We start from the raw sequence: 24,225 nt of genomic DNA, 5'->3' as shown, positions 1-24,225 counted from the left end.
TCTCACATTGATAATAGCTGTTATCAATGTGAGAATTTTTTAAACTGCCGCAGGATAGTTAAGCCCATCAAAGTAATTCTGCATAGCTGCTACATCAAGGCGGCTTTTTTCAATACCCTCTTTATCCATTATAACGCTTCCCCTATGCATCATGATGAGCCTGTCGCCATAGTTTAAGGCATATTCCAAATCATGGGTTACCATAAGGGCCGTTATTTTCGAATCCCTTATAATATTTCCCGTTATTTCCATAATGGTATTGGAAGCACTGGGGTCAAGGGCAGCTGTATGCTCATCTAAGATTAAAAGCTCAATATCCTCCATTGTAGCTATTAATAAAGCAAGAGCCTGCTTTTGCCCTCCTGAAAGGCTTCCGGCCTTCACATAAAGGCTGTTTTCCAAATCCATGCCGAAGCTTTCAAGCTTTGTCTGAAAGTAGTCTCTTTTCCTTCTGTCTACACAGAATCTTAAGCCATAGCCTTTATTTTTATTATTGGCAAGAGAAAGGTTTTCAAATACAGTCATATCGGCACAGATTCCCATGGAAGGGTTTTGAAATACCCTGCCTATTTTTCTTGCCCGTTTATAGGCCTTGTCATTTGTTATTTCCTGTCCGTTCAGGAAAATATTTCCCGAATCCGGGGAAATATTTCCGCAGACTAAATTTAAGAGTGTGGTTTTGCCGCTTCCGTTACTTCCTAAGAGGCATACAAATTGCCCTTTTTCAACTTGCAAATTTAAGCCTTCGAAAAGGACTTTTTCTCTATTCTGAATAGAAAAGCTTTTATTTATGTTTTTAAGTATCAGCATTTTTTACCCTCCCAAAATTATTGAAAGCAAGAACCAAAAGGAAAATAACAGCCATAATAAGCTTTAAATCATTGGGAGAAAAACCAAGGTTCAATGCAAGGCTTACGCAGCCTTTATAAATTACAGAACCAACGATTACTTTGGTGGTAATTTCCATAAAGCTTATTTTCTTGAAAACCGTGCTTCCAATTATTACTGAAGCAAGCGCCATAACCATCATTCCTGTACCCATATTGATTTCAAAGTATTTCTGCTGCTGGCATAAGATGCTTCCTGAAAATGCCGTAAGCCCGTTTGCCAGAGAAAGGCCTATAATTTTATAAAAATCAGGGTTTTGGCCCAGGCTTTCCGTTAAATGCCGATTGCTTCCCGAAGCCTTTAGAAGCATTCCAGATTTTGTTTTTAAATAAAGGTCCAGCAGAAGCTTTGCTCCCAAAGTTAAAATAAAGGCTATTATTAAAATTCCATAAGAAGATATGTTTGAAATAAAGCCGTATAATCTGCCGTTAAATATGGTCTCCCGATTGATTATAGGTGCAAGGGAAGAGCCTGCGATTCTTAAATTAACCGAATAAAGCCCAGTCATCATTATAATTCCGCAGACGATTTCGCTTATTTTAAGCTTTACGTTCATAAGGCCTACAAGGAAGCCGCAGAGCAGCCCGCCCCCGAAAGAGATTAAAAGACAAATCCAAGGATTTACCCCTGCCGTTATTAAAACTGCCGTTATTGCCCCACCGAGAGAAAATGTTCCGTCGACGGATAAATCGGGAAAATTAAGTATTTTATAGCTTATATATACCCCTAACACCAATACGCCGTAAATAAGACCCTGTTCTGCTATGCCGGTTAATATGTTTGCCATTACGGACATTTTCATACTCCTTTATTCAACAATTTCAATGTTTTTATATTCTTCAGGTATTTCAATATTTAAAGCTTCAAGGGTCTTTTTATTTGCTATGGGGGTACTTTCTTTGATTACTTTAACTGCCGTTTCAGATGCTTTTGCTTCACCTTTTAATATTTTTGCTGCCATAAGCCCTGTTTCTTTTCCTAAAGCAATATAATCAATACCTTCGCTTGCAATGCAGCCGTTATTTACTTGTTCTTCCTCTGAACCGAATACCGGAATTCCTGCTGCATTTGCCTTTTCTACCAAAAGGCTTAAATTCTGTACTACATTGTTATCTGTAAAATTATTTACACAGTCAACCTTAGGAAGAAGAGCGTCAATTGCCATGGGAATATCCGAAGGCCCTGAAACACCGGATTCCACTACTTCAAAGCCATATTCAGGAGCAAGGGCTTTAAAGGCTTCAAGATGGGTAAGGGAATTCGTCTCGCTTAAGGTATATAAAACACCTATTTTCTTTGCGTCAGGCATAAATGCTCTTATCAGTTTAAGCTGGGCTTCCATAGGAAGCTCATCTTTTGTTCCGGTGCTGTTTTTCCCAGGTTTATCAAGGCTTTCCACTAAGCCTGCGGCAACAGGGTCGGATACGGCTATAAATAATACAGGGATATCCTTGCTTTCTGCCGCCGAATATGCGCTTATAGCAGAAGGTGTCGCTATGGCTGCAATCATATCATATTCTTTTGCGGCAAAATTCTGGCTTATGGAATTTGCGTTGCTGTTATCCCCTGATGCATTTTGAAAATCTATGGTAAAATCTTCCCCTTCTTTAAGACCTGCTTCTTCAAGGCCTTGTTTAAAGCCTTCATAGCAATTATCTAAGGATTTATGCTGAGCGTATTGATTTACCCCTATTTTATAAACCTTTTTCTCATTTGCTGATGCTGTTCCGCAGCCTCCTAAAAGTAAAACAAAGGCTAATAAAATATATATCTTTTTCATAGTGAATCTCCTTTTAAATAAATTTTAATATGAATACCTTTTTTATATAAATCTTTTTCAAGCTATGCCATCGCCAATTCATTTAAAAACCTCCTTTTTCAGCGAAATTTGGATTATAAGCCAATCCAAACCGTCTCTTACTAATTTCACAGGGCATCTCTAAACTATAGCTATTCTGTTCTCTAGTTCGTACCTTTTCGTGACAATAAAAAAACTCCTGTTCCTTGTATAAACAAGGGACAGGAGCATACCTGCGGTGCCACCCTAATTAGCCTTACGGCTCTCTCTCATGTACTAACATACATCTTTCATGGTAACGGTGAAAAGCCCGTCGGTAACTACTAGCCAGAGGCTTTCGTACCGCCCTCATGAGTCCATTCAATTAAATACCTCCTGCCGGACTCTCACCAACGCCGACTCTCTTTAAGGCTAGTATAAAACCTACTATTCTCAATCACAGGTTTAATATATTAAAATCATTATAGAATAGGACATGCTCCTTTGTCAACTATAATTTTCGATTATATTTTTCACATATAGCTGGTTTCAATTGAAATAGCGGTGCGGATTTTTTCCGCAGGTGACAGCATACTCATTGTTCCTATGAATTTACAGGGTGATGCGGCTATTATCTTCTATTTATAATTCTTTTTGCTTTTATTCCACTAGCTCTCTATAAGTATCGGGTATTATGACCCGTTATGCTTTTAGGCAATCCAAGTGAACCCATAAAAAACAGGCGGAAGATAAACTCTTCCGCCTGTTAAAATTATATTATAATATGTTTGCTAATTACATCATGCCCATTCCGCCGCCTGCTGGCATTGGAGGTTCATCTTCTTTAATGTCTGCAACAACGGATTCTGTTGTAAGAAGTGTTGAAGCAACGCTTGTTGCGTTTTGAAGCGCTGATCTTGCAACCTTTGTTGGATCGATAATACCTGCTTCAATCATATCAACATAGGTTTCTGTTAATACGTTAAAACCGATTCCGTCATTGGATTCTCTAACCTTATTAATAACAACGCCGCCTTCAATACCTGCATTGATAGCAATCTGATTCAGCGGAGCTGAAAGAGCCTTGCAAACGATGGAAGCACCTGTTTTTTCGTCGCCTTCAAGGGTATCCATAAGCTTTTCTACTTCTTTAGCTATATGAATGAATATGGAACCGCCGCCTGGGATAATACCTTCTTCAACGGCTGCCTTTGTAGCTGCCAAGGCATCTTCCATACGAAGTTTCTTTTCTTTAAGCTCTGTTTCGGAAGCAGCGCCAACTTTGATAACGGCTACGCCGCCGGCAATTTTAGCAAGTCTTTCCTGTAATTTTTCTCTATCGAATTCAGATGTTGTTTCTTCAATCTGACCTTTAATTTGTTTTATCCTTGTTTCAATATCTTTCTTTTCGCCTGCACCGTCAACGATGATGGTATTTTCTTTTTCAACTTTAACAGTCTTTGCTCTACCAAGCATTTCAATGGTAGCTTCTTTAAGGTCAAGGCCAAGCTCTTCAGAAATAACCTGTCCGCCTGTAAGAATAGCGATATCTTCAAGCATTGCTTTTCTTCTGTCGCCAAATCCCGGTGCCTTAACTGCTACACAACTGAATGTACCTCTTAATTTATTAAGAATTAAAGTAGTAAGTGCTTCCCCTTCAACATCCTCTGCAATAATAAGAAGCTTTGCGCCTGTTTGAACAATCTGCTCAAGAATAGGAAGGATTTCCTGAATGTTGGAGATTTTCTTATCTGTAATAAGGATATATGGATTGTCAAGCTCGGCTACCATTTTATCCATATCTGTAGCCATGTAAGCGGATAAATAGCCTCTGTCAAACTGCATACCTTCTACAAGCTCAAGCTCGGTATTCATGGACTTAGACTCTTCAACAGTGATAACGCCGTCGCCTGTAACTTTTTCCATAGCATCTGCTACCATTTTGCCTACTTCTTCATCGCCTGAGGAAATAGCGGCTACCTTAGCGATGTGGTTCTTTCCGTCTACCTTCTGGCTTCTTTTGTAAATAGCGTCAACGGCTACTTCTGTGGCTTTCTGCATGCCTCTTCTTACAATGATAGGATTTGCTCCGGCAGCTAAGTTTAAAAGGCCTGCGTGTACCATAGCCTGTGCTAAAACTGTAGCTGTAGTGGTTCCGTCGCCTGCTACATCGTTTGTCTTTGTAGCAACTTCTTTAAGTATCTGAGCACCGATATTTTCAAAAGCATCTTCAAGCTCTATTTCTTTGGCTATAGTAACACCGTCGTTTGTGATTAAGGGAGTTCCGTATTTTTTGTCAAGAACAACGTTTCTTCCCTTTGGTCCTAAAGTTATTTTAACTGTATCAGCAAGCTGATTAACACCTGATTCCAATGCTTTTCTGGCATCTACGCCGAATTTCATCTGTTTTGCCATTTTTCATTCCTCCTGATTAATTATTCAATAACTGCAAGAATATCGTTCTGCTTAACGATGATGTATTCTTCTTTGTCAAGCTTTACTTCGGTTCCGGCATATTTTGAGTAAATTACTCTTTGACCTACTTGAACCTGCATCTGAACTTCTTTGCCGTCTACGATACCACCGGGGCCTACTGCAACAACTTCTGCTTCCTGTGGTTTTTCTTTCGCGTTTCCAGGAAGAACAATACCAGATTTTGTCTTTTCTTCTGCTTCTAATTGTTTAATAACAACTCTGTCGCCTAAAGGTTTAATCTTCATCAAATTACCTCCCAAATTTATATATAAATTTTATTATCATCCTGTTAGCACTCACCTTGATTGAGTGCTAATTACAAAATATATATTATATTTAATAAAAGCTTTATGCAAGCCCAATTTTCCATGGAAAATATCCGAATTTACACTTATATCTTATTTTCTCTCCCATTATCTCTCTCTTGCTTTCGTTTTCTTCGTTTTACTTAAAATGGTAATACTCCCATTAAGAGATAATAAAAAATAGGCACAAATATAGCCGGTATGAAATTTTCAACCTTAAGCTTCTTAATACCCAATATATCAAGGCCAAGGCATGCTATAAGTATGCCGCCTACAATAGAAAGCTCTCTTATCATTTCTGAGGTAAGATAAGGCTCTATGTATATAGAAAGAAGGGTTATGCTTCCCTGATATATTAAAACAGCCAGAGCAGAAAACAGTACACCTATGCCGTAAGTAGAGGCCAATATAACAGCCGTTATTCCGTCTATTACGGATTTGGCAAATAATGTTTGATGATTGCCGGTTATTCCGCTTTCTATGGAGCCTACGATTGCCATAGCCCCTATGCAAAAAAGCATCGTCGCCCTCATAAAGCCTATAGATACAGGGTTTCCACCGCCAAATTTTTGATCTATAGATTTACTTACGGAATCAAACCGCTTATCGATTTGAAGCATTTCTCCGATAATTCCGCCTATGACGAGGCTTAATATAAATACTACAGTATTGGCTTCCGGCTGTATCATCTTGCTTATGCTTCCCGACATGCCAGAAAACAAAACGATAAGACCTATCGCCTGAGTTATTATTGCCTTTATTCTTTCGTTTAAACCGTTTTTAAGTAAAAGTCCTGCTCCGCTTCCTATTAATATGGCTATAAAGTTTACAAAAGTTCCGGTCACTTATTTGCCTCCTATTCTGTTAAGCCGTGCATAGTGAAAAAGGTACTGCTGGGCAAAGCCTGCAAGGCCGCCCCATTTGTCCTTCACAAAGGCATGTATGTCCTTAATGGGAACCTCTTTGCCCCCAAAGTAAAAATGCTGCATTACTCTTTTAATCCAAACGTCTGTGGGAAAAACCTCCGGGCGGTTAAGAGAAAAAATAAGCACGCAGTCGGCTACTTTTCCGCCTACGCCGTATATTTCCATAAGCCTTTTTCTCAAGTTTTCCGTATCAAGCTTTCTTATCTCTATTTCATCAAGCCTTCCCGAAAGCCTTTTTTCTGCGGCATCAAGAATATACTTTGCCCTAAAACCGGTTTTGCACTCCATAAGCTTCTCAATGGTTACATTATTAAAAACCGACGCTTCCGGAAATGAATAATAGCCTTCATCTATTTCTTTTCCGTAAACCTCGGATATGTTTTTTATGACTTGTTTTATCCTAGGGATCCTATTATTTTGAGAAATTACAAAGGCTATGAGACAATCCCAGAAATCCTGATTCAGTATGCGTATGCCGCCGGCAAAGTTTATGGCCTCTGAAAGAACATCGTCACTTTGTTTTAATATGTCTTTTATTTCTTCGTAATTACGGTTAAAATCAAAATAATTAAGCCAGTATTCTTTGAATTCTTCCTCAGTTGTAGGATAAAATTCGACAATCCCTCTTTTTATATTCTGTTCAATATGTAAAACTCTGTTTCCTGCAACATATATGTAATTTTTTTCTCCAAGCTTATCAAATCTGAAGCATTGTCCGCATTCAAGAATTTCTTCTATATCAAAGCTATTATAATTCGTCATTACAGCCTTGTTTCCTTCAAAAAAAAGCTCCATTTTATACTCCTTAAACCGTAGCAATACGCAAGTCAATTTTTATTTCATAAGAAATACATTCATTACATAATAACACAAATTAATGGCATTTTAAACATATTATCAGAAAATATTTTCTTCTTTTGTGCACTATAAATTTTACATCATTTGGTATATAATGGGGATAAATTCCTATAGGAGGTTTTTTATGGGACTCATTCATTTTTTAGCGGCTATTGCGGCATTTTCCGTAATTATTTTATATATTTGTGATTTTAAATGGGAGATGCGTCTTATAAATTCTGTTTTTCTTCTGGTTTTTATCGGCTTGTCCTTAAGAATATTATCTGCATTTATAACAGAAGGTTATCCAGGGGATATTCAATGCTTTAAGGATTGGAGCAAAATGCTTTCAGAAGACGGCTTCAGCTCCTTTTACTCCTCCGATGCATTTACAGATTATCCGCCGGGATATATGTATGTTTTATTTATATTAGGGAAAGCAAAAGATTTTTTCAGAATAGAAACTGATGCGGCATTTACTCTTCTCATAAAAATGCCTGCTATCCTATTTGATATTTTAACATCAGTTTTTATATATAAAATTTCTGAAAAGCGAATGGATAAAAAAACCGCATGGCTTATAGGGCTTATATATGCCGTGAACCCTGCTGTTATTTTAGATAGTTCCGTATGGGGGCAGGTAGACAGTGTATACAGCTTCTTTTTAATCCTTTCTATATATTATTTAGCTTCAGATAAAATAATAAGGTCTTTCGGGCTTTTTGCCATTGCGCTCATTGTTAAGCCCCAATCCCTTATTATGTCACCTGTATATATATTCTATGTTTATAATTATATAAGAAAAAACGGCTTCAAGAAAGAAAGCATAACAAACATCATAGACGGCATTACTGTAGGCCTCTTTGTCATTGTCGGGGGAATACTTCCCTTTACAAAGGCCCTTGACGCAACAGATGTTATTGTGCAATATATAAATACCTTAAAGTCCTACCCTTATGCTTCTTTAAACGCCTTTAATTTGTATGCTGTTTTTGGGGGCAACTGGGCCAGCATCAATGATATTTTTATATTAATGCCCTATTCTTTATGGAGCATAATTTTTATTGTTTTAATCACCATAGGCTCTATAGGCCTTCTTAAAAGAAATTCCTCAAAGGGAAATTACTTCTTCGTAGGGGCTCTCTTATTTATATCTACATTTATGTTTTCCGTAAAGGTGCATGAAAGATATTTATTTACGGCTATTCCTTTCATGCTTATGGCCTATGTATATAATAAGGATAAAAGGATTTTCCTGCTTTATTTAAGCCTAAGCCTGAGCTTTTTTATAAACGTATCCGACGTTTTATATATGACCCTTAAGGGCCTTGAACAGGAGTTTCTCGAAGCGCCCATGATGATTATAGGTTTTTTAAATCTCTTTATTATTGGTTTTATGGCATATACAGCATTTTTTTCTTTTTCCGCTTCTCCTTCATTGGAAAGGTATGGCATATTAAAAGGCAGAAAGGAGGACTATACCTTCTTTAAAATTAAAAAAACAAGAGCTTTTGCTCCTTTAGGAAAAAAAGATTATATCTATATGGGAATTCTTATGTTTTTATACAGTGTAATTGCTTTTTATAATTTAGGAAACACGTATGCTCCCGAAACATTATTTAAGCTTGAAAAAGAGGAAAAAGTAGTGATAGAGCTGGAAAGCGATCAATATATTGAAAGCCTTCAATACTTTGTAGGGCTTAAGCCCGATAAGGAATTTAAAATATTCGTATCAGAAGATTATATAAATTGGGAAGAAGCCGCAAGCCTTGAGACGAAAGGCGTTTTCTCATGGAAAGATGCGGCAATAGAAAGAGAAGCCAAATACGTAGCTTTGGAAGCATCGGAAAAGGACTGCTCTTTTTTTGAAATAGCCTTAAGAGGAGAAGGACATAAGCTTATTCCCATAAGCTCTAAAGACGCTCCGGAGCTTGTGGACGAGCAAGGCATGGTTCCTGAGGTGTCTACCTATAAAAACAGCACCTATTTTGATGAAATATACCATGCAAGAACTGCTTATGAAATCATAAACGGAATAAAAATATATGAAAACACCCACCCGCCTTTAGGAAAAGCAATCATATCTGTTGGCATCCTGCTTTTCGGCATGAACCCCTTCGGCTGGCGGTTTATGGGCACACTATGCGGTGTTTTAATGGTTCCCTTTATATATTTATTTGCCAGAAATATATTTAAAAGCTCTAAATGGGCATTTTTTACGGCTTTTATATTTACCTTTGATTTTATGCACTTTGCTCAGACAAGAATTGCCACAATCGACAGCTATACCTGTATATTTATTATGGGCATGTATTATTTTATGTATCAATATTACACCATGAGCTTTTATGACACAAAGCTTTCAAAAACAATGCTTCCTCTGTTTCTTTCAGGGGTTTTTACGGGTCTTGCCATATCGGTAAAATGGCAGGGAGTATATGCCTTGGCCGGAATCGCAGTCATCTTCTTTATAACAATTTATGACCGGTTTAGAGAATATAAATATGCCAAGGAATATGGTATTGAAACTATAGAAAAAGCCTTTTTCCCAAACACCATTAAAACCTTTGCCGCCTGCGTTGTATTTTTTATTGTAGTGCCTGTTATTATATACCTGCTTTCTTATTTGTCTTATTTTAATACACCTGGCTACAGCGGCATAAAAGATATTTTAAAAAACCAGATGGATATGTTCAGCTACCATTCAGAGCTTGTTTCTACCCACCCTTACGCAAGCCCCTGGTGGCAATGGCCTGTTATGATACGACCTATTTTTTACTTTTCTAAGACCTTGCCTGACGGCCTTAAAATGGGCATAAGCTCCTTTGGAAATCCTGCCCTTTGGTGGACAGGCATCATCGCTCTTTTTTATACGATATACCTGTGGTCGGTAAAGAAAAATAAAAACGCCCTTTTCATTATGATATCCTACGGCTCCCAATTCCTTCCCTGGGTGCTTATATCAAGAACAACATATATATACCATTATTTTCCTTCAGTTATTTTTGTGGCAATGATGATTACCTATATGTTTAAGGATATCATAAATAGAAAAGACAAGCGCTTTACTCACTTATATATGGCAGTATTCATTCTTTTATTTATACTATTCTACCCTGTTCTATCGGGAATGCCCGTAGATAGTTCCTATGTATATAATTTCTTAAAATGGTTTAACAGCTGGCAGCTTATTATATAAAATGGAGATGGTTTAATGAAAGTCGTTTATTCAATCGTTATTCCAGCATATAACGAAGAAGAGGTCATTACTGCCTCTTATAAAGAGCTTAAAAAAGTTATGGATTCAACCAATGAAAGCTATGAGCTTATTTTCGTAAATGACGGCAGCAAGGATAAGACCCTCAAAATTCTCTCTGAAATCAGTATTTCAGACCCTAATGTGAAAGTAATTGATTTTTCCAGAAACTTCGGTCATCAAATTGCTATAACCGCAGGAATGGATAATGCTTCAGGCGACGCCATTGTGTTTATAGACGCCGACCTTCAAGACCCTCCTGAAATTATCTTGGAGATGATAGAAAAATGGAAGGAAGGGTATGAAGTCGTATATGGAAAGCGTAAAAAAAGAGACGGCGAAACCTTCTTTAAGAAATTTACGGCAAGTACCTATTATAGAATCCTTAAATCCATAACAAAGGTTGACATCCCCGTAGATACGGGAGATTTCAGGCTTATAGACAGAAAAGTCTGTGAGGCTATGAAGGGCATAAAAGAGAAAAACCGTTATATGAGAGGGCTTGTATCATGGGTAGGATATAAGCAGACAGCAGTTTTATACGACCGCCACGAGCGTTTTGCCGGGGAAACCAAATATCCTCTTAAAAAAATGGTTAAGCTTGCCCTAGACGGCATTATATCCTTTTCATCGGCGCCTCTTAAACTTGCAACTTTTATAGGAGCAATGGCTTTAGGCGGAAGCTTCATATATTTAGCGGTAATAATACTATTGGATATATTAAATGGCTCTCCGGATTTTATTCACTATGGGCTTTTCTTTGTTATATTTCTTCAGGCGGCTATTTTGATATCATTGGGCTTTTTCGGTGAATATATCGGCAGAATTTATGATGAAGCAAGAGATAGGCCCCTTTATTTAATCTCTCAAATAATTCAGAATAAGGACGAAAACGCAGATGGAAAAAATATATAGCCTGATTAAAAAGCTTCTTGATATGGAAATAATTCGATATATTATATTCGGAGGCATGACAACCCTTTTAAGCCTTGGAAGCTTTAATCTTTTCCTTATGGTTTTTTCCGGCCTTGGGCAAAACACAAGTATTTTTATAGCAAATACCCTTTCCACCATACTTGCTGTACTTTTTGCTTTCTTTACAAATAAGATATGGGTTTTTCATTCGAAAAGCATATCCTTTAAAGAAACCCTTGAAGAGCTTTTTAAATTCAGCCTTGGCAGACTCTTTACCTACGGAGTGGATATGGCACTTATTTTAGCCCTCGTAAATTTTATGCATGTTGAGCCGTTTTTTAGCAAAATTATAACACAAATTGTGATTATTATTTTAAATTATATTATAAGTAAAAAAGCTGTATTTAAATAGATAATTCGTATATTAAAACGCTCACTTTTTTAATACTTCTATCCGATAATAGTAACAAGAGGTGATTTTATGAATATTAATCCAATAAATAGTATTAATACATATACGCCTGCCTCTTCCAAAATAAATTCCAGCTCGAATAAAAACACAGACAAATCTTTGGAAAAAGATGCGGTAGTATATGAGAAATCCGGTTCTGAAAACAATATAGGCCCTTCGGAAACGATTGCAAAGCTTAAGCAGGAAACAGCTGCAAAAACGAAGGCTTTAAGAGACATCGTAGAAAAACTAATAAATAAGCAAGCCGATACAGTTAACAAACTTCTGAATCCGGTAACAAAAAAAGACTGGGAATATATCATTTCCAATTACGAAATAGATCAGACGACTATAAATGAAGCAAAAGAAGCGATTTCTGAAAATGGATATTTCGGTGTAAAAAAAACCACCGAAAGAATTATGGATTTTGCCAAGGCTTTATCTGGCGGTGATCCGGCAAACATCGACGCTTTAAGAGACGCCGTTGAAAAAGGCTTCAAAAAAGCGGAACAAGCATGGGGCGGAGAGTTGCCTTCAATATGCGGCGAAACCTATCAAGCAGTTATGGACGAATTTACAAAATGGAAAGCAGAGGCCTCACAGTCATAGGCAAAACGGATTTCGGCTTATAATTGTTTTCGTCTGTATAGTAATACTTAATAAGGTTTTTTAGCTTGTTAAGTATTATATCTTATCCATAATATCCTTGTTACAGGCGTGGCTTCCAATTCTTCATAAAAGCTTAACGGACTAGGCTTAACAGGAGGATTTATGAAAGCAAACAGGCTAATTGAAATTATTTTTATTCTTACAGAAAGAAAAAGAGTTACTGCCAAGGAACTGGCAGATCGGTTTAATGTTTCACCCAGGACCATATATAGAGATATCGACGCCCTTTCTTCAGCTAATATTCCCGTATACACGGAAAAAGGCTCAGGGGGCGGTATCTTTATTTTACCTAATTATATATTTAATAAGGCCGTGTTGTCGGAGGATGAGCAAAATAACATACTAATGGGCCTCCAAAGCCTTAAGGCTGCCGGTTTCCCTAATTCTGAGGCTGTAATAAAAAAAATAAGCTCAATATTCAATAAAGATAATTATGATTGGATTGAGGTAGATTTTTCTTCATGGGGCAATGCCTCCAAGCAGGATAAAAAATTTAATACTTTAAAAGAAGCTCTTATAGAAAAAAAGCTTGTATCCTTTGAATATTTCAATTCCAGCGGAATAAAAAGCAAAAAGAAGGTAGAACCTGTTAAATTGATATTCAAATACAGCTCATGGTATCTTCAAGCCTATTGCGCAGAAAAGGAAGACCTTAGAATATATAAAATCACAAGAATGATTAATGTAGAAAAGCTTAGAGAGCCTTTTGAAGTGTTTCATGAACCTGCCCCGCTTAAGCTCTTTTGGCCGGACAATCCTGCTAAACTTGTGGAGGCTGAGCTTATTTTTAAAGGTGAGCTGGCTTATTCTGTTTATGATAATTTCAGCCCCGATAATATAAAGTTTTTAGACGATGGCCGTATCCTTGTGAAGGAAGCAGTTCCTTCGGAAGAATGGTTTTATAATATGCTTTTATCCTATGGAGATAATGTGGAAGTAGTCGGAAATTCCGAGGTTTTAAAAGAATTTTTAAAAAGACTTAAAAGCATACAAGAAAAGTACAATTTAAAAATAGACGAGGTTCCATAATATTTTAAATAAATATATATAATTGCAGAACCAATTATGAGATAGTCTTATTTTAGGGCTATATCATAATTGGTTCTTTTTTAACCCTTTAGGAAAAATATTCCGGTGTTTTAATTGGTTTATTGAACCTTATTTTAACTCGTTCATATAATTAAAATATAATGTATTGTATTTTTATATTAAAGAATTTGAATTCACCTATAGTGAAACAGCCTTAAAGTAGTAATAAAAGCCTATCTTTTATAAACAGTTTAAATCAGGTTTTGTTATTGTAATTAAATTATCTTACTATGTCTGATATGGTGAATTCGCTTTATGCATTTATAGAAACAGTTGCACTTTTGCTTAAAATCAATAAGAGTCGATTCACAAATGATTTTTTTATCTTATGTTTTATGTTGGAGGAGGTCTATATGTTAAGACGATGGCAAAATCCCTTTATCAGAGCGGCTGAAATGCCCAGCGGCAATCATTTACGGTACCTATTTAACAGCAGGCCCGTTGCAAGAGCAAGACTAGAAGGAGGAAGTTCCTATCCTAACGTAAGAGGAACTGTCTATTTTTATGAATTAGAAGGAAATGTTTATGTATACATGGAGGTTTTCGGTCTGCCTCACAGAAATAACGTGTGTTCTTCCGGAATGTTCCCCTGCCATATCCATTCGGGAGATTCTTGCAATCAAATAGCCCTTGACCCGTTTGCAGGGGCCGGATCACATTATAATCCCCATGGATGCGCTACTTACAACGCCGGCGATCTTCCGGTTCTTATAGAATCATCGGGATTGGCATTTTCTATTTTTCTTACAGACAGGTTTACAGTTAATGAAGTAGTTGGCAGAGTAATCATCATCCATAGGCCGGAAGATTTTTTACCCTTTGAAGGTGAGGTAGATTCTCCGGAAAAAATTGCCTGCGGCAAAATAGAATGGATTTAACGGCATTAAAGCGTTTAGTAATAAATTAATATAAGTTCGATGGAATAAAATTCTCATCGAACTTATGACACTATTCGTACAAATTTTCAGAAAAAAACTGCAAATTTATACTCATAACGTGAAAAGTTCTTCGGACTTTCCTTTGGTAAACCAAAGGGTCCGATTTCGCCAACTCACGTTAAATTATACTAATCTACCGCTAAATTTAATTGAGGAGGATATTTTATGGATCCTGTTTTACTAATGCTAACGCTATTAACAGATACAAAAAAATACAATATTCTTGAAAGTGCAAACCCTGTTTATTATACAATACAGCCTGGGGACACTCTTTGGAAAATATCAGTGAAATACAGCGTAGGCCTTTCAGAATTAATTGCGGCAAATCCTCAGATTCAAAATCCCGCGCTGATATATCCTAATCAAAGGGTTTTAATACCCCAGAGGGACCCTAATGCCCTTTCTATGGAAGAACAGGTTATAGAGCTTACAAACAGAGAAAGAACTCAAAGGGGCCTCCCTGCCCTTACGCCAAATTGGCAGCTTTCAAGGGTTGCAAGGTACAAAGCTGAGGACTTGCATAATAATAATTATTTCAGCCATTATTCCCCAGTCTATGGTTCTCCCTTTGATATGATGAATTCTTTTAATATTCATTTTACCACTGCCGGCGAAAATATAGCCATGGGCCAAAGAACTCCTGAAAGCGTTGTATCAAGCTGGATGAACTCAGCGGGCCACAGAGCCAATATACTTAACAGGGGATTTAGCGAAATCGGTGTCGGATACTTTAACAGCGGCGGAACCCCCTATTGGGTACAAATGTTTATACACCCTTAAATATTTATCGCTGAAATAAAAGAAAATGTCAGCAAGAAGGGCTGCGATACTGCCGCAGCCCTAAATAATATGTGGCAAATTATATTTAAATTCATATGAAATAGCAGCATATTCATCTGCTTTTCCCTTATTTTATGCCCCCTAAAGTTAAATGCTTACGGGGGGCATAGCAGGCAAATTGATTATATATGCAATGAACTTAAAATTGCACATAAGTTTTTCTTATGTACATTTTTAAGTGGTGAGTGCCCTCTTATCATTAAGGATAATATCTATGGCCTTTTGGGAAATATCAAGGATATCGATGTCCCCTTCCCCGGTTCGCTTTTAATATCAAGCTTTGCATTATGGCAAATGGCCCCGTGTTTAACGATGGAAAGGCCAAGACCTGTGCCGCCGGTTTCCTTTGAATGGCTTTTATCTACTCTGTAAAACCGTTCAAATACCCTTGAATGATATTTTTTGTCTATACCTATTCCCGTATCAGATACGATTAAAACAGGGCTGTCTCCCTCTATGTGCATATCAATATTTACTTTACCGTTTTCTACATTATATTTAATGGCGTTATCGCATAGATTGTAAATTATTTCTTCCATTATCCGCCCTATACAATTCATCTTTATTCTTTCGCCGCTTATGGAAATCTCTACATTTCTGCTCTGGGCATAATGGTTGAGCCTTTCTTTCACTTTTTCAGCAAGGTCATAAATATCGATATTTTCCCAGACAAGGCTGCTTTCCTTTTCGTCAAGGCGGGAAAGCTTTATAATATCGTCAATAAGGGTTACCAATCTGCTTGCTTCATTATATATCCTTTCAGAAAATCCTGTCATATCTTCCGGTTTTACAAGGCCGTTTTTCATAATTTCTGCATAGCCGGATATTGATGTAAGAGGGGTTTTAAGCTCGTGAGAAACATTCGCAGAAAACTCTCTTCTCAGCCTTTCTGCTTCGACTTTTTCCGTCACGTCGAGAATAAACATAACCGTGCCGCTTATTTGCGCATCTATTATTACAGGGCTTGAAAAAACCTGATATTTTTTTTCATGTATATCGAATATGGTTTCAAAAGTTTCCCCTTCGGAAGCCTTTTTCACAGCTTCAAGAATTACAGGGCTTCTGTTTATGGAGATGATATGCCTTTGAAGATAATCCCTTCCGCCTACGCCAAGTATATTTTCAGCACTTTTGTTTATGGAAAGCACATTTCCCTTTATATCAAGAAAAACAAGGCCTTCATTCATATTTTTTGTAATAGTAGCTATTTCCTCCTGCTTTTTCCGCAGTGCATTAAGCTGATCGCTGATCTGGGCATTCTGTTTTTCCATTCTTCTAAGAAGAGGCTCTAATTCCTCGTAAGCATTGCTTAAAAAGGGGCTTTCAAGATTAATGCCGTTAATGGGCTTTATAATTTTTCTTGTCTGCAGCCTCGCTACAAATATAGATACCATTACGATGATGATACATATCAGTATTACATAAGGAATATTTTTATATATAATAGCAAAAACACTGTCTGTACTGTTGGAAAAACGAATAATATCTCCGTTATCAAGACGGATGGCATAATAAAAAGTCTTTCTGTCCATGGTCTCAGAAAGACGGTCTTCCTCTCCCCAGCCGTATTTTATGGCTTCTTTTACCTCCGGCCGTTCCAAATGGCTCTCCATATCGGCAGCATCTTTTTCGCTGTCATAAAGAACTCTTCCGTCAGATTTTATTAAAGTAAGCCGGCCTTCGTCCGTAGGCTCAAAGGCCTCGAAAATATAATCTTCCCCTGAATAATTTATCATATTTGCCATATAGATGGCCTGGGCTTCTGTTCTTTTCCGCATCTCATCATAAAAATCGTCATGGAGCACAGTGACTGTAAGGTATGCTACAAATATCGTTGAAAATATAATGAGAATGCACATATTTAAAAGTATTTCATTACTTAATTTAGCCCTCAATTTTATATCCCATTCCCCTTACTGTTTTAATGGCGTTTCCGCTTTCCCCAAGCTTCTGTCTTAATGTCCTTATATGAACATCTACAGTTCTTGTCTCTCCGCCGAAATCATATCCCCACAGGGTTTCCAAAAGCCTGTCTCTGGTGAGTACGATTCCTTTATTTTCTACAAGATACCTTAAAAGCTCAAATTCTTTATAGGTAAGCAAAACTTCTTCATTGTTAACTGTAACTTCATGTTTTTCAAGATTGATAACGATATCGTTCATCTTCAATATATTTTTATCGGAGGATTCCTTATTTACTCTCCTAAGGACGGCCTTGACCCTTGAAATAAACTCCATCATGGCAATGGGCTTTGTTATATAATCGTCTGCTCCGCTGTCAAGGCCTATTACCTTATCGTATTCCGCCGTTTTGGCAGTAATTATTATTACGGGAATATTTTTAGTTTTGCTATGACCTTTAAGCTTCCCAAGGATTTTTAACCCGTCTTCCTCTGGAAGCATAATGTCAAGGATAACAAGCTCAGGAAGTTTTTCTTCAAGGGCTTCATAGAAGCTTTTAGGCTCGGAAAATCCCTTTGCCAGAAACCCTGTGGCATTTAAGGTATATACTATGAGGTCCCGAATGTTTCCATCATCTTCAACGCAATATATCACTATATTTTCTCCCCTTTATGAAGGCCTGTTATAGAATATTCAACCCATTCAGCAACATTTGTTGCATGGTCCCCTATTCTTTCAAAATATTTGGCAATCATTATAACGTCTACAAAATATTCGCTTTCAATTCTGTTTTCTGCAATCATATCAATCATTTCTACTCTTACTTCATCAAAGTAATCATCAACCACATCATCATAAGCTATGACCTCTCTGGCTTTCTCCAAATCCTGGCCTACGAAGGCATCGATGCTGTCTGTGACCATTTTTGCCGCGGCATGAGCCATATCTGAAAGGCTTCCAAATACATTAAGAGGCTTAATATGGCCTAATGTCACTATTTCCGATATGTCGGCAGCCTGATCGCCTATTCTTTCAAGGTCGGTAATGATTTTAAGGGCGGCTGAAATTTGGCGTAAATCCCAAGCCATAGGCTGCTGTAAAAGGATAAGCTTCATGCACTGGCTTTCTATTTCTCTTTCTTTTTGATCTATTTCACCGTCTGAATCTGTAATCTTTTTTGCAAATTCATAATCCCCTTCTAAAAGGGCTTTAATTGAATTTTTGATTGCTGTTTCACACATGCTGCCCATTTCTATAAGGGCTTTGTTAAGATCATCAAGCTGATCTTGGAATTTCCTTCTCATTAACCGAACCTCCCCGTAATATAATCGTTTGTCCTTTTATCTCTAGGTGAAGAAAATATATCTTCGGTGTTTCCAAACTCGATTACTTCTCCCAGCAAAAAGAACGCTGTTTTATCCGATACTCTGGCTGCCTGCTGCATGTTATGCGTTACCATTATTATAGCATAATCTTTCTTTAATTCGGTAACAAGATCTTCAATTTTTATTGTAGAAATAGGATCCAAGGCAGATGTTGGTTCGTCCATTAAAATAACCTCCGGCTGAACTGCCAAAGCCCTTGCAATACAGAGCCTTTGCTGCTGCCCTCCGGAAAGGCCTAAGGCGCTTTTTTTAAGCCTGTCTTTTACCTCGTCCCATATGGCGGTATTCCGAAGGCTTTCTTCTACAATATCGTTAAGCTGTGCTTTATTATGTATGCCATGGGTACGGGGACCGTAAGCCACATTATCATAAATGCTCATAGGAAAGGGATTTGGCTTTTGGAAAACCATGCCCACCTTTTTCCTAAGCTTATTAATATCTATATCGCCATAAATATCCTGCCCGTCAAGTTTTATTTCTCCATCTATTCTGCAGCCTTCAACCAAGTCATTCATTCTGTTTAAAGTACGTAAAAGAGTGGACTTTCCACAGCCGGAAGGCCCGATAAAAGCAGTTATTTCTTTTTCACCTATATTCATGTTTACGTCCTTTAAGGCATGAAAATCACTATAATATAAATTTAAATCCTTAATCGTAATTTTATCCATTATTAATTCCTTTCCATACTGGAGAATTTTTTAGCTATAAGAGAGGATAAGAAATTTATAGCTGCTACAAGAACCACAAGAACAACTGCTGTTGCATGGGCCTCGTTCATAAAAAGTCCTTCACTTGAAAGTGCATACATATGTACCGATAGCGTACGCCCTGAGGAAAAAATATTTTTCGGAAGGCTTGCAACGGTTCCTGCCGTATATATCAAAGCCGCAGATTCGCCGGCTATTCTTCCTATTGAAAGTATGATTCCCGATAATATGCCGGGCATGGCCGTAGGAAGAACAATTTTTACAATCGTTCTTAATTTTCCTGCGCCAAGGCCAAAGCTTCCTTCTCTGTAAGAATCGGGTACTGTTTTAAGGGCTTCTTCCGTTGTTCTCATAATCAAAGGAAGAATCATAATGGAAAGAGTTAATGCCCCTGATAATATTGAGTATCCAAAGCCTAATGCTCCAACGAAAAACAACATACCAAAAAGCCCGTATACGATTGAAGGGATGCCTGAAAGGGTTTCGGAGGTTATCCTTACTATTTCTACAAATTTATTCCCCTTTTTGGCATACTCAACAAGATATATGGCGGAGCTTATGCCGATAGGCCCTGAAACACAGAGTGCAAGCACAGTCATTATTACCGTATTTATAAAGGCAGGCACCAAGGAGACGTTTTCTGATGTATAGTGAAGGGAAAAAAGCCCCGGCTTAAGATAAGGCATGCCTTTTATTATAATATAACCTAGAATAAATATTAAAACCGATATTGTGGCTAAAGCCGAAAGGCTTACCATCAAATATAAAATAAAGGACAAGGGAGAGCCTTTATATTGAGTCAATCTTTGTTTAAAACTACCTTTCAACTAAGACTCCTCCTTTTTATCAATGAAAATAATAAGTTTATTATCAGAATAAATATGAATAAAACTACTGCCGTAGCTATAAGTGCTTCCCTGTGAAGGTCCGCGGCATAACCCATTTCAAGAACGATATTACCCGTAAGGGTTCTTACGCCCTTTAATATTCCCTGAGGCATTCTTGCCTGATTTCCCGCAACCATAATAACCGCCATAGTCTCTCCGATGGCTCTTCCTATTCCCAGTATAACCCCTGCCATGATTCCTGATTTAGCCGCCGGAAGAACTGCAAAAAATACACTTTTTTCATGACTTGCCGCAAGGGCAAGGCTTCCTTCATAGTAGCTCTTTGGAACAGCCCTAAGGGCCGATTCGCTTACAGAAATAATGGTGGGAAGTATCATGATGCCAAGTAAAATAGATGCTGTTAAAATGCTTTCTCCGCTTCCCCCTAAGGTTTCCCTGATGAAGGGAACAAGCACAACCATACCGAAAAACCCATAAACAACAGAAGGAATTGCAGCCAGCAATTCGATTGCTGGCTTAAAAATTCCATATATGTTTTTCGGGCAGAAGTAAGAAAGATATATTGCTGTAAGTATTCCTATGGGAACGCCGACTATGATAGCACCTGCTGTTATATATATGCTTCCTATAATCATGGGGAATATACCGTAAATATTGTTGCCCGGCTTCCACTTCGTTCCCAGAAGGAAATCGAAAACTCCTATTTCGCCTATGGCCGGAACCCCGTTTATGAATAAGAAAAAGCATATAAGGAAAACTGCGATTACCGATATTGTCATTGCCGAAAAGAATACATACTGCATTATTTTTTCTTTACGTTTTCTCATTCTCTTCTCCCTATTCCGCTAATGCTTCCTCCCATGTAGCGGCTTCTCCTGTAAATATTTTTTTAATGGTATCTACGCTTATGTTTTCTGTAGTATTATTGTTATTTACTATAATGGCGATACCGTCCATAGCGATAACCTGAGGGATAAGACCTTTTTCAAGTTCGCTGTCTTTAAGCTCTCTTGAAGCCATACCGATATCGCAAAGGCCATCTGTCGTTGCAGTCATACCTGTTGAAGAGTCACTTGTTTGAATTTCTATTACTGCGTTTGTGTTTACTTTTTCATAAGCTTCTTTCAGCTTCTCCATTACTGGGGATATAGAAGAAGAACCTGCAACGACAATTTTACCTTCCGGCTTTGTTCCTGCATATGCTAACGCATTTTCGTTAATAGCGATGTATTTATTTTCAGTTACAACATCCTGTCCTTCTTTGCTAAGTATAAAATCTATAAAATCCTGAGCAACTTCGCTTACGCCTTCTTTAGTGGCAATGTTAAAAGGACGAGCTATTTTATATGTTCCTGCTTTTATATTATCTGCTGTTGCTTCTACTTCGTCTACTTTAAGCGTTTTTACAGTGTCGTTAAGAGATCCTAAGGAAATATATCCTATTGCATAATCATTTCCTGATACTGTGGTGATAACTGCTGCTGTACTGTTTTTGATGCTTGCATCTTCTGTGGTATTATCTATTTTTTCGCCTGCGTCATTTTTACCTTCTACTCCTGTAAGCTCTATGAAAGCGCCTCTTGTACCTGAACCGTCTTCTCTTGAAATAACAACGATGTCATTTGATGTGTCAAAAGAGCTTTTTTGCTCTTCCGAAGGTTTTTCAGAAGCTGGAGCCTCTGATTTAGGCGCTTCGGATACAGGAGCGCTGCTTGGCGGCGGGGTATTCTGATTATTCCCCTCTGAGCTTCCGCATGCAGTAAATATTGCTGCCGCTGCCACTGCAATTGTTAAAATTTTAAATTTTTTATTCATTATATTATCTCCTTCAATTCTTTTTTTCTTTACACGCATATAATAACAGCGCTATGTAAATTTAATAAGCCAGCTAATGTAAAATCGATGTAAAATCTCATGCAGTCAATTACTTTTATTTAAGCATCATAAATTTAAAGCAAAAAAGAAAAAACCCATGTTCACACAGGCTATAGTAAATTTCAATTTAAACAGTAATAAAATTGTATGTTTTGAATGGCTTAAACATAGGGATTTTATATGTTTAAGCCGTTTATGAAAAATAGACTTTTATTACATCTTTCTGTGAAATTTACTATATTTAAGCCTGAACAAAATAGACTTTTATTCCTTCTTCCTCATTAATTTACCCATATATTAAATAAATAATAGAAAAAAGCAACTCTATATGCAAAATCAAGCTTAATTTAAAGCTTGACGGCATAAAGAGTTGCTTCAATATTTTATTTTTTATAAATATAGCAAATAAAATTATTACGAATTAAAATCAAAAAATTTGATTTTAATTCGTATAGGTATCTTCTCCGAACCTTCTGAACCGAAGGTATCGTTTCTCAATAAGCTCTTCTGTATTTGTTTTTAGAAGCTCGTTTATCTTTTTTATCAATTCTTCTTTTAATATGGAGGCAGTCTTTTCCATATCATTATGGGCACCGCCTTCTGCTTCGGGAATGATCTTTTCTATGATTCCCATATCGAAAAGCTCTTTTGACGTAAGCCCCATGATTTTAGCGGCTTCCTCAGCTCTTTTTGCATCTTTCCATAAGATAGCGGCAAAGCCTTCGGGAGAAAGAATAGAGTAAACGGAATTTTCAAGCATCCATACCTCGTCTGCCACAGCAAGGGCAAGGGCGCCTCCGCTTCCCCCTTCTCCAGTGATGACGGATATCATAGGAGTCTTTAAATTGGATAGTTCAAATAAATTACGGGCAATGGCTTCTCCCTGCCCTCTTTCCTCTGCACCTATCCCGCAGAAGGCACCGGAGGTATTGACGAAGCATATCACAGGCCGTTTGAACTTTTCCGCCTGCTTCATAAGACGCAGAGCCTTTCTGTAACCTTCCGGGTGAGGAGAGCCGAAATTTCTTTGTACGTTTTCCTCTACAGTTTTTCCCTTTTGTATGCCTATAACGGTCACCGGAATGCCCGAAAGCATGGCAATGCCTCCTACAATGGCGCTGTCGTCCCTATAAAGCCTGTCGCCTTTCAGCTCAAAAAAATCCGTAAATATATAGTCTATATAATCAAGGGCGGAAGGCCTTTTAATATTTCTTGCTATTTTTACAATTTCCATAGGGTCATGCATTATACCGCCTCCCCCTTAAAAGAATGGATACGAAGGATTTGGCTCAATTTATCCTTCATGTCTTCCCTTTTTACGATATTATCGATAAAGCCGTGTTCCATAAGAAATTCAGCCGTTTGAAAATCCTCAGGAAGCTTCTGGCGTATAGTCTGTTCAATAACTCTTCTTCCGGCAAAGCCAATTAAGGCTTTTGGTTCTGAGAGAATGATGTCGCCAAGCATGGCAAAGCTTGCCGTAACGCCCCCTGTGGTCGGGTCTGTAAGAACCGTAATATACAATAAGCCTGCATCACTGTGGCGTTTGGCGGCGGCGCTTATTTTTGCCATCTGCATAAGGGAAATGATACCTTCCTGCATTCTGGCTCCGCCGGAAGCAGTAAATATAATGACAGGAAGCCTTTTTTCCAAGGCATATTCAAAGGCTCTTGCAAGCTTTTCCCCTACGACAGCCCCCATACTGCCCATAATGAAGGTACTATCCATCACGCCTAAAACAGCGGCATTGCCTTCTATTTCGCATGTGCCTGTTACAACCGCGTCATTTAATCCCGTGGCGTTTTTAAGCTTATTTATCTTTTCCTCGTAACCTGGAAAAGAGGAGGAATGCACGGATAAATCCTGATTAATCTCTGAAAAGCTTCCTTCGTCTGCAATAAGCCCTATTCTCTCAAAAGCAGTAAGTCTGAAACAGCCGCCGCATTTCGGGCAGATTTTATGTTTTCCGATTTCTTTGGAGTATATGCTTTTATTACAGCTTGGGCATTTGATCCAAAGGCCGTCAGGGACGGAGGGCCTGGTTCCTTGTTCCTGCTCTCTTATTTTATTTACTTCAATGGATACATATTTTTTCTTTCTGAATAAATTCAAACCGATACGCCTCCCGCCTGTTTACTTCTT

The 24,225-nt window shown here is 37.7% G+C and carries 21 protein-coding genes, 1 pseudogene and 1 other annotated feature; of the genes and pseudogenes, 7 read left to right on the top strand and 15 right to left on the bottom strand.

Annotated features, from left to right (window positions below; genetic code table 11):
* Positions 1 to 39: 39 nt before the first annotated feature.
* The 7 genes from NBX03_RS07540 to NBX03_RS07510 form a co-directional block, all read right to left on the bottom strand.
* Complete coding sequence (locus tag NBX03_RS07540; protein WP_250230134.1) at positions 40 to 810, bottom strand: ABC transporter ATP-binding protein; 771 nt, start codon at positions 808 to 810, stop codon at positions 40 to 42.
* Positions 797 to 1,675 (bottom strand): ABC transporter permease, encoded by an 879-nt coding sequence (locus NBX03_RS07535; RefSeq protein ID WP_250230246.1) that lies wholly within the window; start codon positions 1,673 to 1,675, stop codon positions 797 to 799. The genes NBX03_RS07540 and NBX03_RS07535 overlap by 14 nt, the downstream gene beginning before the upstream one ends.
* Before the next feature lie 21 nt (positions 1,676 to 1,696).
* Positions 1,697 to 2,668 carry an ABC transporter substrate-binding protein gene (locus NBX03_RS07530; protein ID WP_250230133.1) on the bottom strand — a complete coding sequence of 324 codons (972 nt, stop codon included), beginning with the start codon at positions 2,666 to 2,668 and terminating at the stop codon, positions 1,697 to 1,699.
* A gap of 232 nt (positions 2,669 to 2,900) precedes the next feature.
* Positions 2,901 to 3,135: a binding site (T-box leader), on the bottom strand.
* Positions 3,136 to 3,460: 325 nt separating this feature from the next.
* Complete coding sequence (gene groL / locus NBX03_RS07525; RefSeq protein WP_250230132.1) at positions 3,461 to 5,080, bottom strand: chaperonin GroEL; 1,620 nt, start codon at positions 5,078 to 5,080, stop codon at positions 3,461 to 3,463.
* A gap of 20 nt (positions 5,081 to 5,100) precedes the next feature.
* On the bottom strand, positions 5,101 to 5,385 hold the full coding sequence (groES, locus tag NBX03_RS07520) for a co-chaperone GroES (RefSeq protein WP_250230131.1): 285 nt from the start codon (positions 5,383 to 5,385) through the stop codon (positions 5,101 to 5,103).
* Positions 5,386 to 5,588: 203 nt separating this feature from the next.
* On the bottom strand, positions 5,589 to 6,290 hold the full coding sequence (locus NBX03_RS07515) for a DUF554 domain-containing protein (protein ID WP_250230130.1): 702 nt from the start codon (positions 6,288 to 6,290) through the stop codon (positions 5,589 to 5,591).
* Positions 6,291 to 7,166 carry a DNA-3-methyladenine glycosylase family protein gene (locus tag NBX03_RS07510; RefSeq protein WP_250230129.1) on the bottom strand — a complete coding sequence of 292 codons (876 nt, stop codon included), beginning with the start codon at positions 7,164 to 7,166 and terminating at the stop codon, positions 6,291 to 6,293.
* Positions 7,167 to 7,353: 187 nt separating this feature from the next.
* On the opposite strand from NBX03_RS07510, the gene NBX03_RS07505 reads away from it, so the two are divergent.
* From NBX03_RS07505 to safA, 7 genes are all read left to right on the top strand, one after another.
* Complete coding sequence (locus NBX03_RS07505) at positions 7,354 to 10,407, top strand: phospholipid carrier-dependent glycosyltransferase (RefSeq protein WP_250230128.1); 3,054 nt, start codon at positions 7,354 to 7,356, stop codon at positions 10,405 to 10,407.
* Positions 10,408 to 10,422: 15 nt separating this feature from the next.
* Entirely contained in the window at positions 10,423 to 11,379 is a 957-nt protein-coding gene (locus NBX03_RS07500; RefSeq protein ID WP_250230127.1) for a glycosyltransferase family 2 protein, read from the top strand.
* Entirely contained in the window at positions 11,363 to 11,791 is a 429-nt protein-coding gene (locus NBX03_RS07495; RefSeq protein WP_250230126.1) for a GtrA family protein, read from the top strand. The genes NBX03_RS07500 and NBX03_RS07495 overlap by 17 nt, the downstream gene beginning before the upstream one ends.
* Before the next feature lie 69 nt (positions 11,792 to 11,860).
* Positions 11,861 to 12,439 carry a hypothetical protein gene (locus NBX03_RS07490; RefSeq protein WP_250230125.1) on the top strand — a complete coding sequence of 193 codons (579 nt, stop codon included), beginning with the start codon at positions 11,861 to 11,863 and terminating at the stop codon, positions 12,437 to 12,439.
* A 162-nt stretch (positions 12,440 to 12,601) separates the two neighbouring features.
* Positions 12,602 to 13,528 (top strand): helix-turn-helix transcriptional regulator, encoded by a 927-nt coding sequence (locus NBX03_RS07485; RefSeq protein WP_250230124.1) that lies wholly within the window; start codon positions 12,602 to 12,604, stop codon positions 13,526 to 13,528.
* 413 nt (positions 13,529 to 13,941) lie between these two features.
* On the top strand, positions 13,942 to 14,466 hold the full coding sequence (locus NBX03_RS07480; RefSeq protein ID WP_250230123.1) for a superoxide dismutase family protein: 525 nt from the start codon (positions 13,942 to 13,944) through the stop codon (positions 14,464 to 14,466).
* Positions 14,467 to 14,691: 225 nt separating this feature from the next.
* Positions 14,692 to 15,306, top strand: a complete 615-nt coding sequence (gene safA / locus NBX03_RS07475) for a SafA/ExsA family spore coat assembly protein (RefSeq protein ID WP_250230122.1) — start codon at positions 14,692 to 14,694, stop codon at positions 15,304 to 15,306.
* 272 nt (positions 15,307 to 15,578) lie between these two features.
* On the opposite strand, the gene NBX03_RS07470 is transcribed toward safA, so the two are convergent.
* The 8 genes and pseudogenes from NBX03_RS07470 to NBX03_RS16185 all read right to left on the bottom strand — a co-directional run bounded on the left by NBX03_RS07470 (position 15,579) and on the right by NBX03_RS16185 (position 24,195).
* Positions 15,579 to 17,261, bottom strand: a complete 1,683-nt coding sequence (locus NBX03_RS07470; protein ID WP_250230121.1) for a sensor histidine kinase — start codon at positions 17,259 to 17,261, stop codon at positions 15,579 to 15,581.
* The gene (locus tag NBX03_RS07465; RefSeq protein WP_250230120.1) at positions 17,251 to 17,922 is read right to left on the bottom strand and encodes a response regulator transcription factor; all 672 of its coding nucleotides are present in this window, start codon (positions 17,920 to 17,922) and stop codon (positions 17,251 to 17,253) included. The genes NBX03_RS07470 and NBX03_RS07465 overlap by 11 nt, the downstream gene beginning before the upstream one ends.
* Positions 17,922 to 18,572 (bottom strand): phosphate signaling complex protein PhoU, encoded by a 651-nt coding sequence (phoU, locus tag NBX03_RS07460; RefSeq protein ID WP_250230119.1) that lies wholly within the window; start codon positions 18,570 to 18,572, stop codon positions 17,922 to 17,924. The genes NBX03_RS07465 and phoU overlap by 1 nt, the downstream gene beginning before the upstream one ends.
* Positions 18,572 to 19,321: a phosphate ABC transporter ATP-binding protein PstB gene (gene pstB / locus NBX03_RS07455; RefSeq protein WP_250230118.1), complete on the bottom strand. Its 750-nt coding sequence runs from the start codon at positions 19,319 to 19,321 to the stop codon at positions 18,572 to 18,574. Before pstB ends, phoU begins: the two co-directional genes overlap by 1 nt.
* A 2-nt stretch (positions 19,322 to 19,323) precedes the next feature.
* Positions 19,324 to 20,187, bottom strand: coding sequence for a phosphate ABC transporter permease PstA (gene pstA / locus NBX03_RS07450; protein WP_250230117.1), 864 nt, complete (start codon positions 20,185 to 20,187; stop codon positions 19,324 to 19,326).
* Positions 20,184 to 21,035: a phosphate ABC transporter permease subunit PstC gene (gene pstC / locus NBX03_RS07445; RefSeq protein ID WP_250230116.1), complete on the bottom strand. Its 852-nt coding sequence runs from the start codon at positions 21,033 to 21,035 to the stop codon at positions 20,184 to 20,186. Before pstC ends, pstA begins: the two co-directional genes overlap by 4 nt.
* A 10-nt stretch (positions 21,036 to 21,045) precedes the next feature.
* Positions 21,046 to 22,023: a substrate-binding domain-containing protein gene (locus NBX03_RS07440; protein WP_250230115.1), complete on the bottom strand. Its 978-nt coding sequence runs from the start codon at positions 22,021 to 22,023 to the stop codon at positions 21,046 to 21,048.
* 502 nt (positions 22,024 to 22,525) lie between these two features.
* A pseudogene (locus NBX03_RS16185) lies at positions 22,526 to 24,195 on the bottom strand (acetyl-CoA carboxylase carboxyltransferase subunit alpha).
* Positions 24,196 to 24,225 lie beyond the last annotated feature (30 nt).

This window comes from Anaeropeptidivorans aminofermentans (assembly GCF_940670685.1).
GTDB lineage: Bacteria > Bacillota > Clostridia > Lachnospirales > UBA5962 > Anaeropeptidivorans > Anaeropeptidivorans aminofermentans.
The sequence above is the reverse complement of the archived record's forward strand: the minus strand, read 5'-3'. Positions and strand labels throughout refer to the sequence as shown.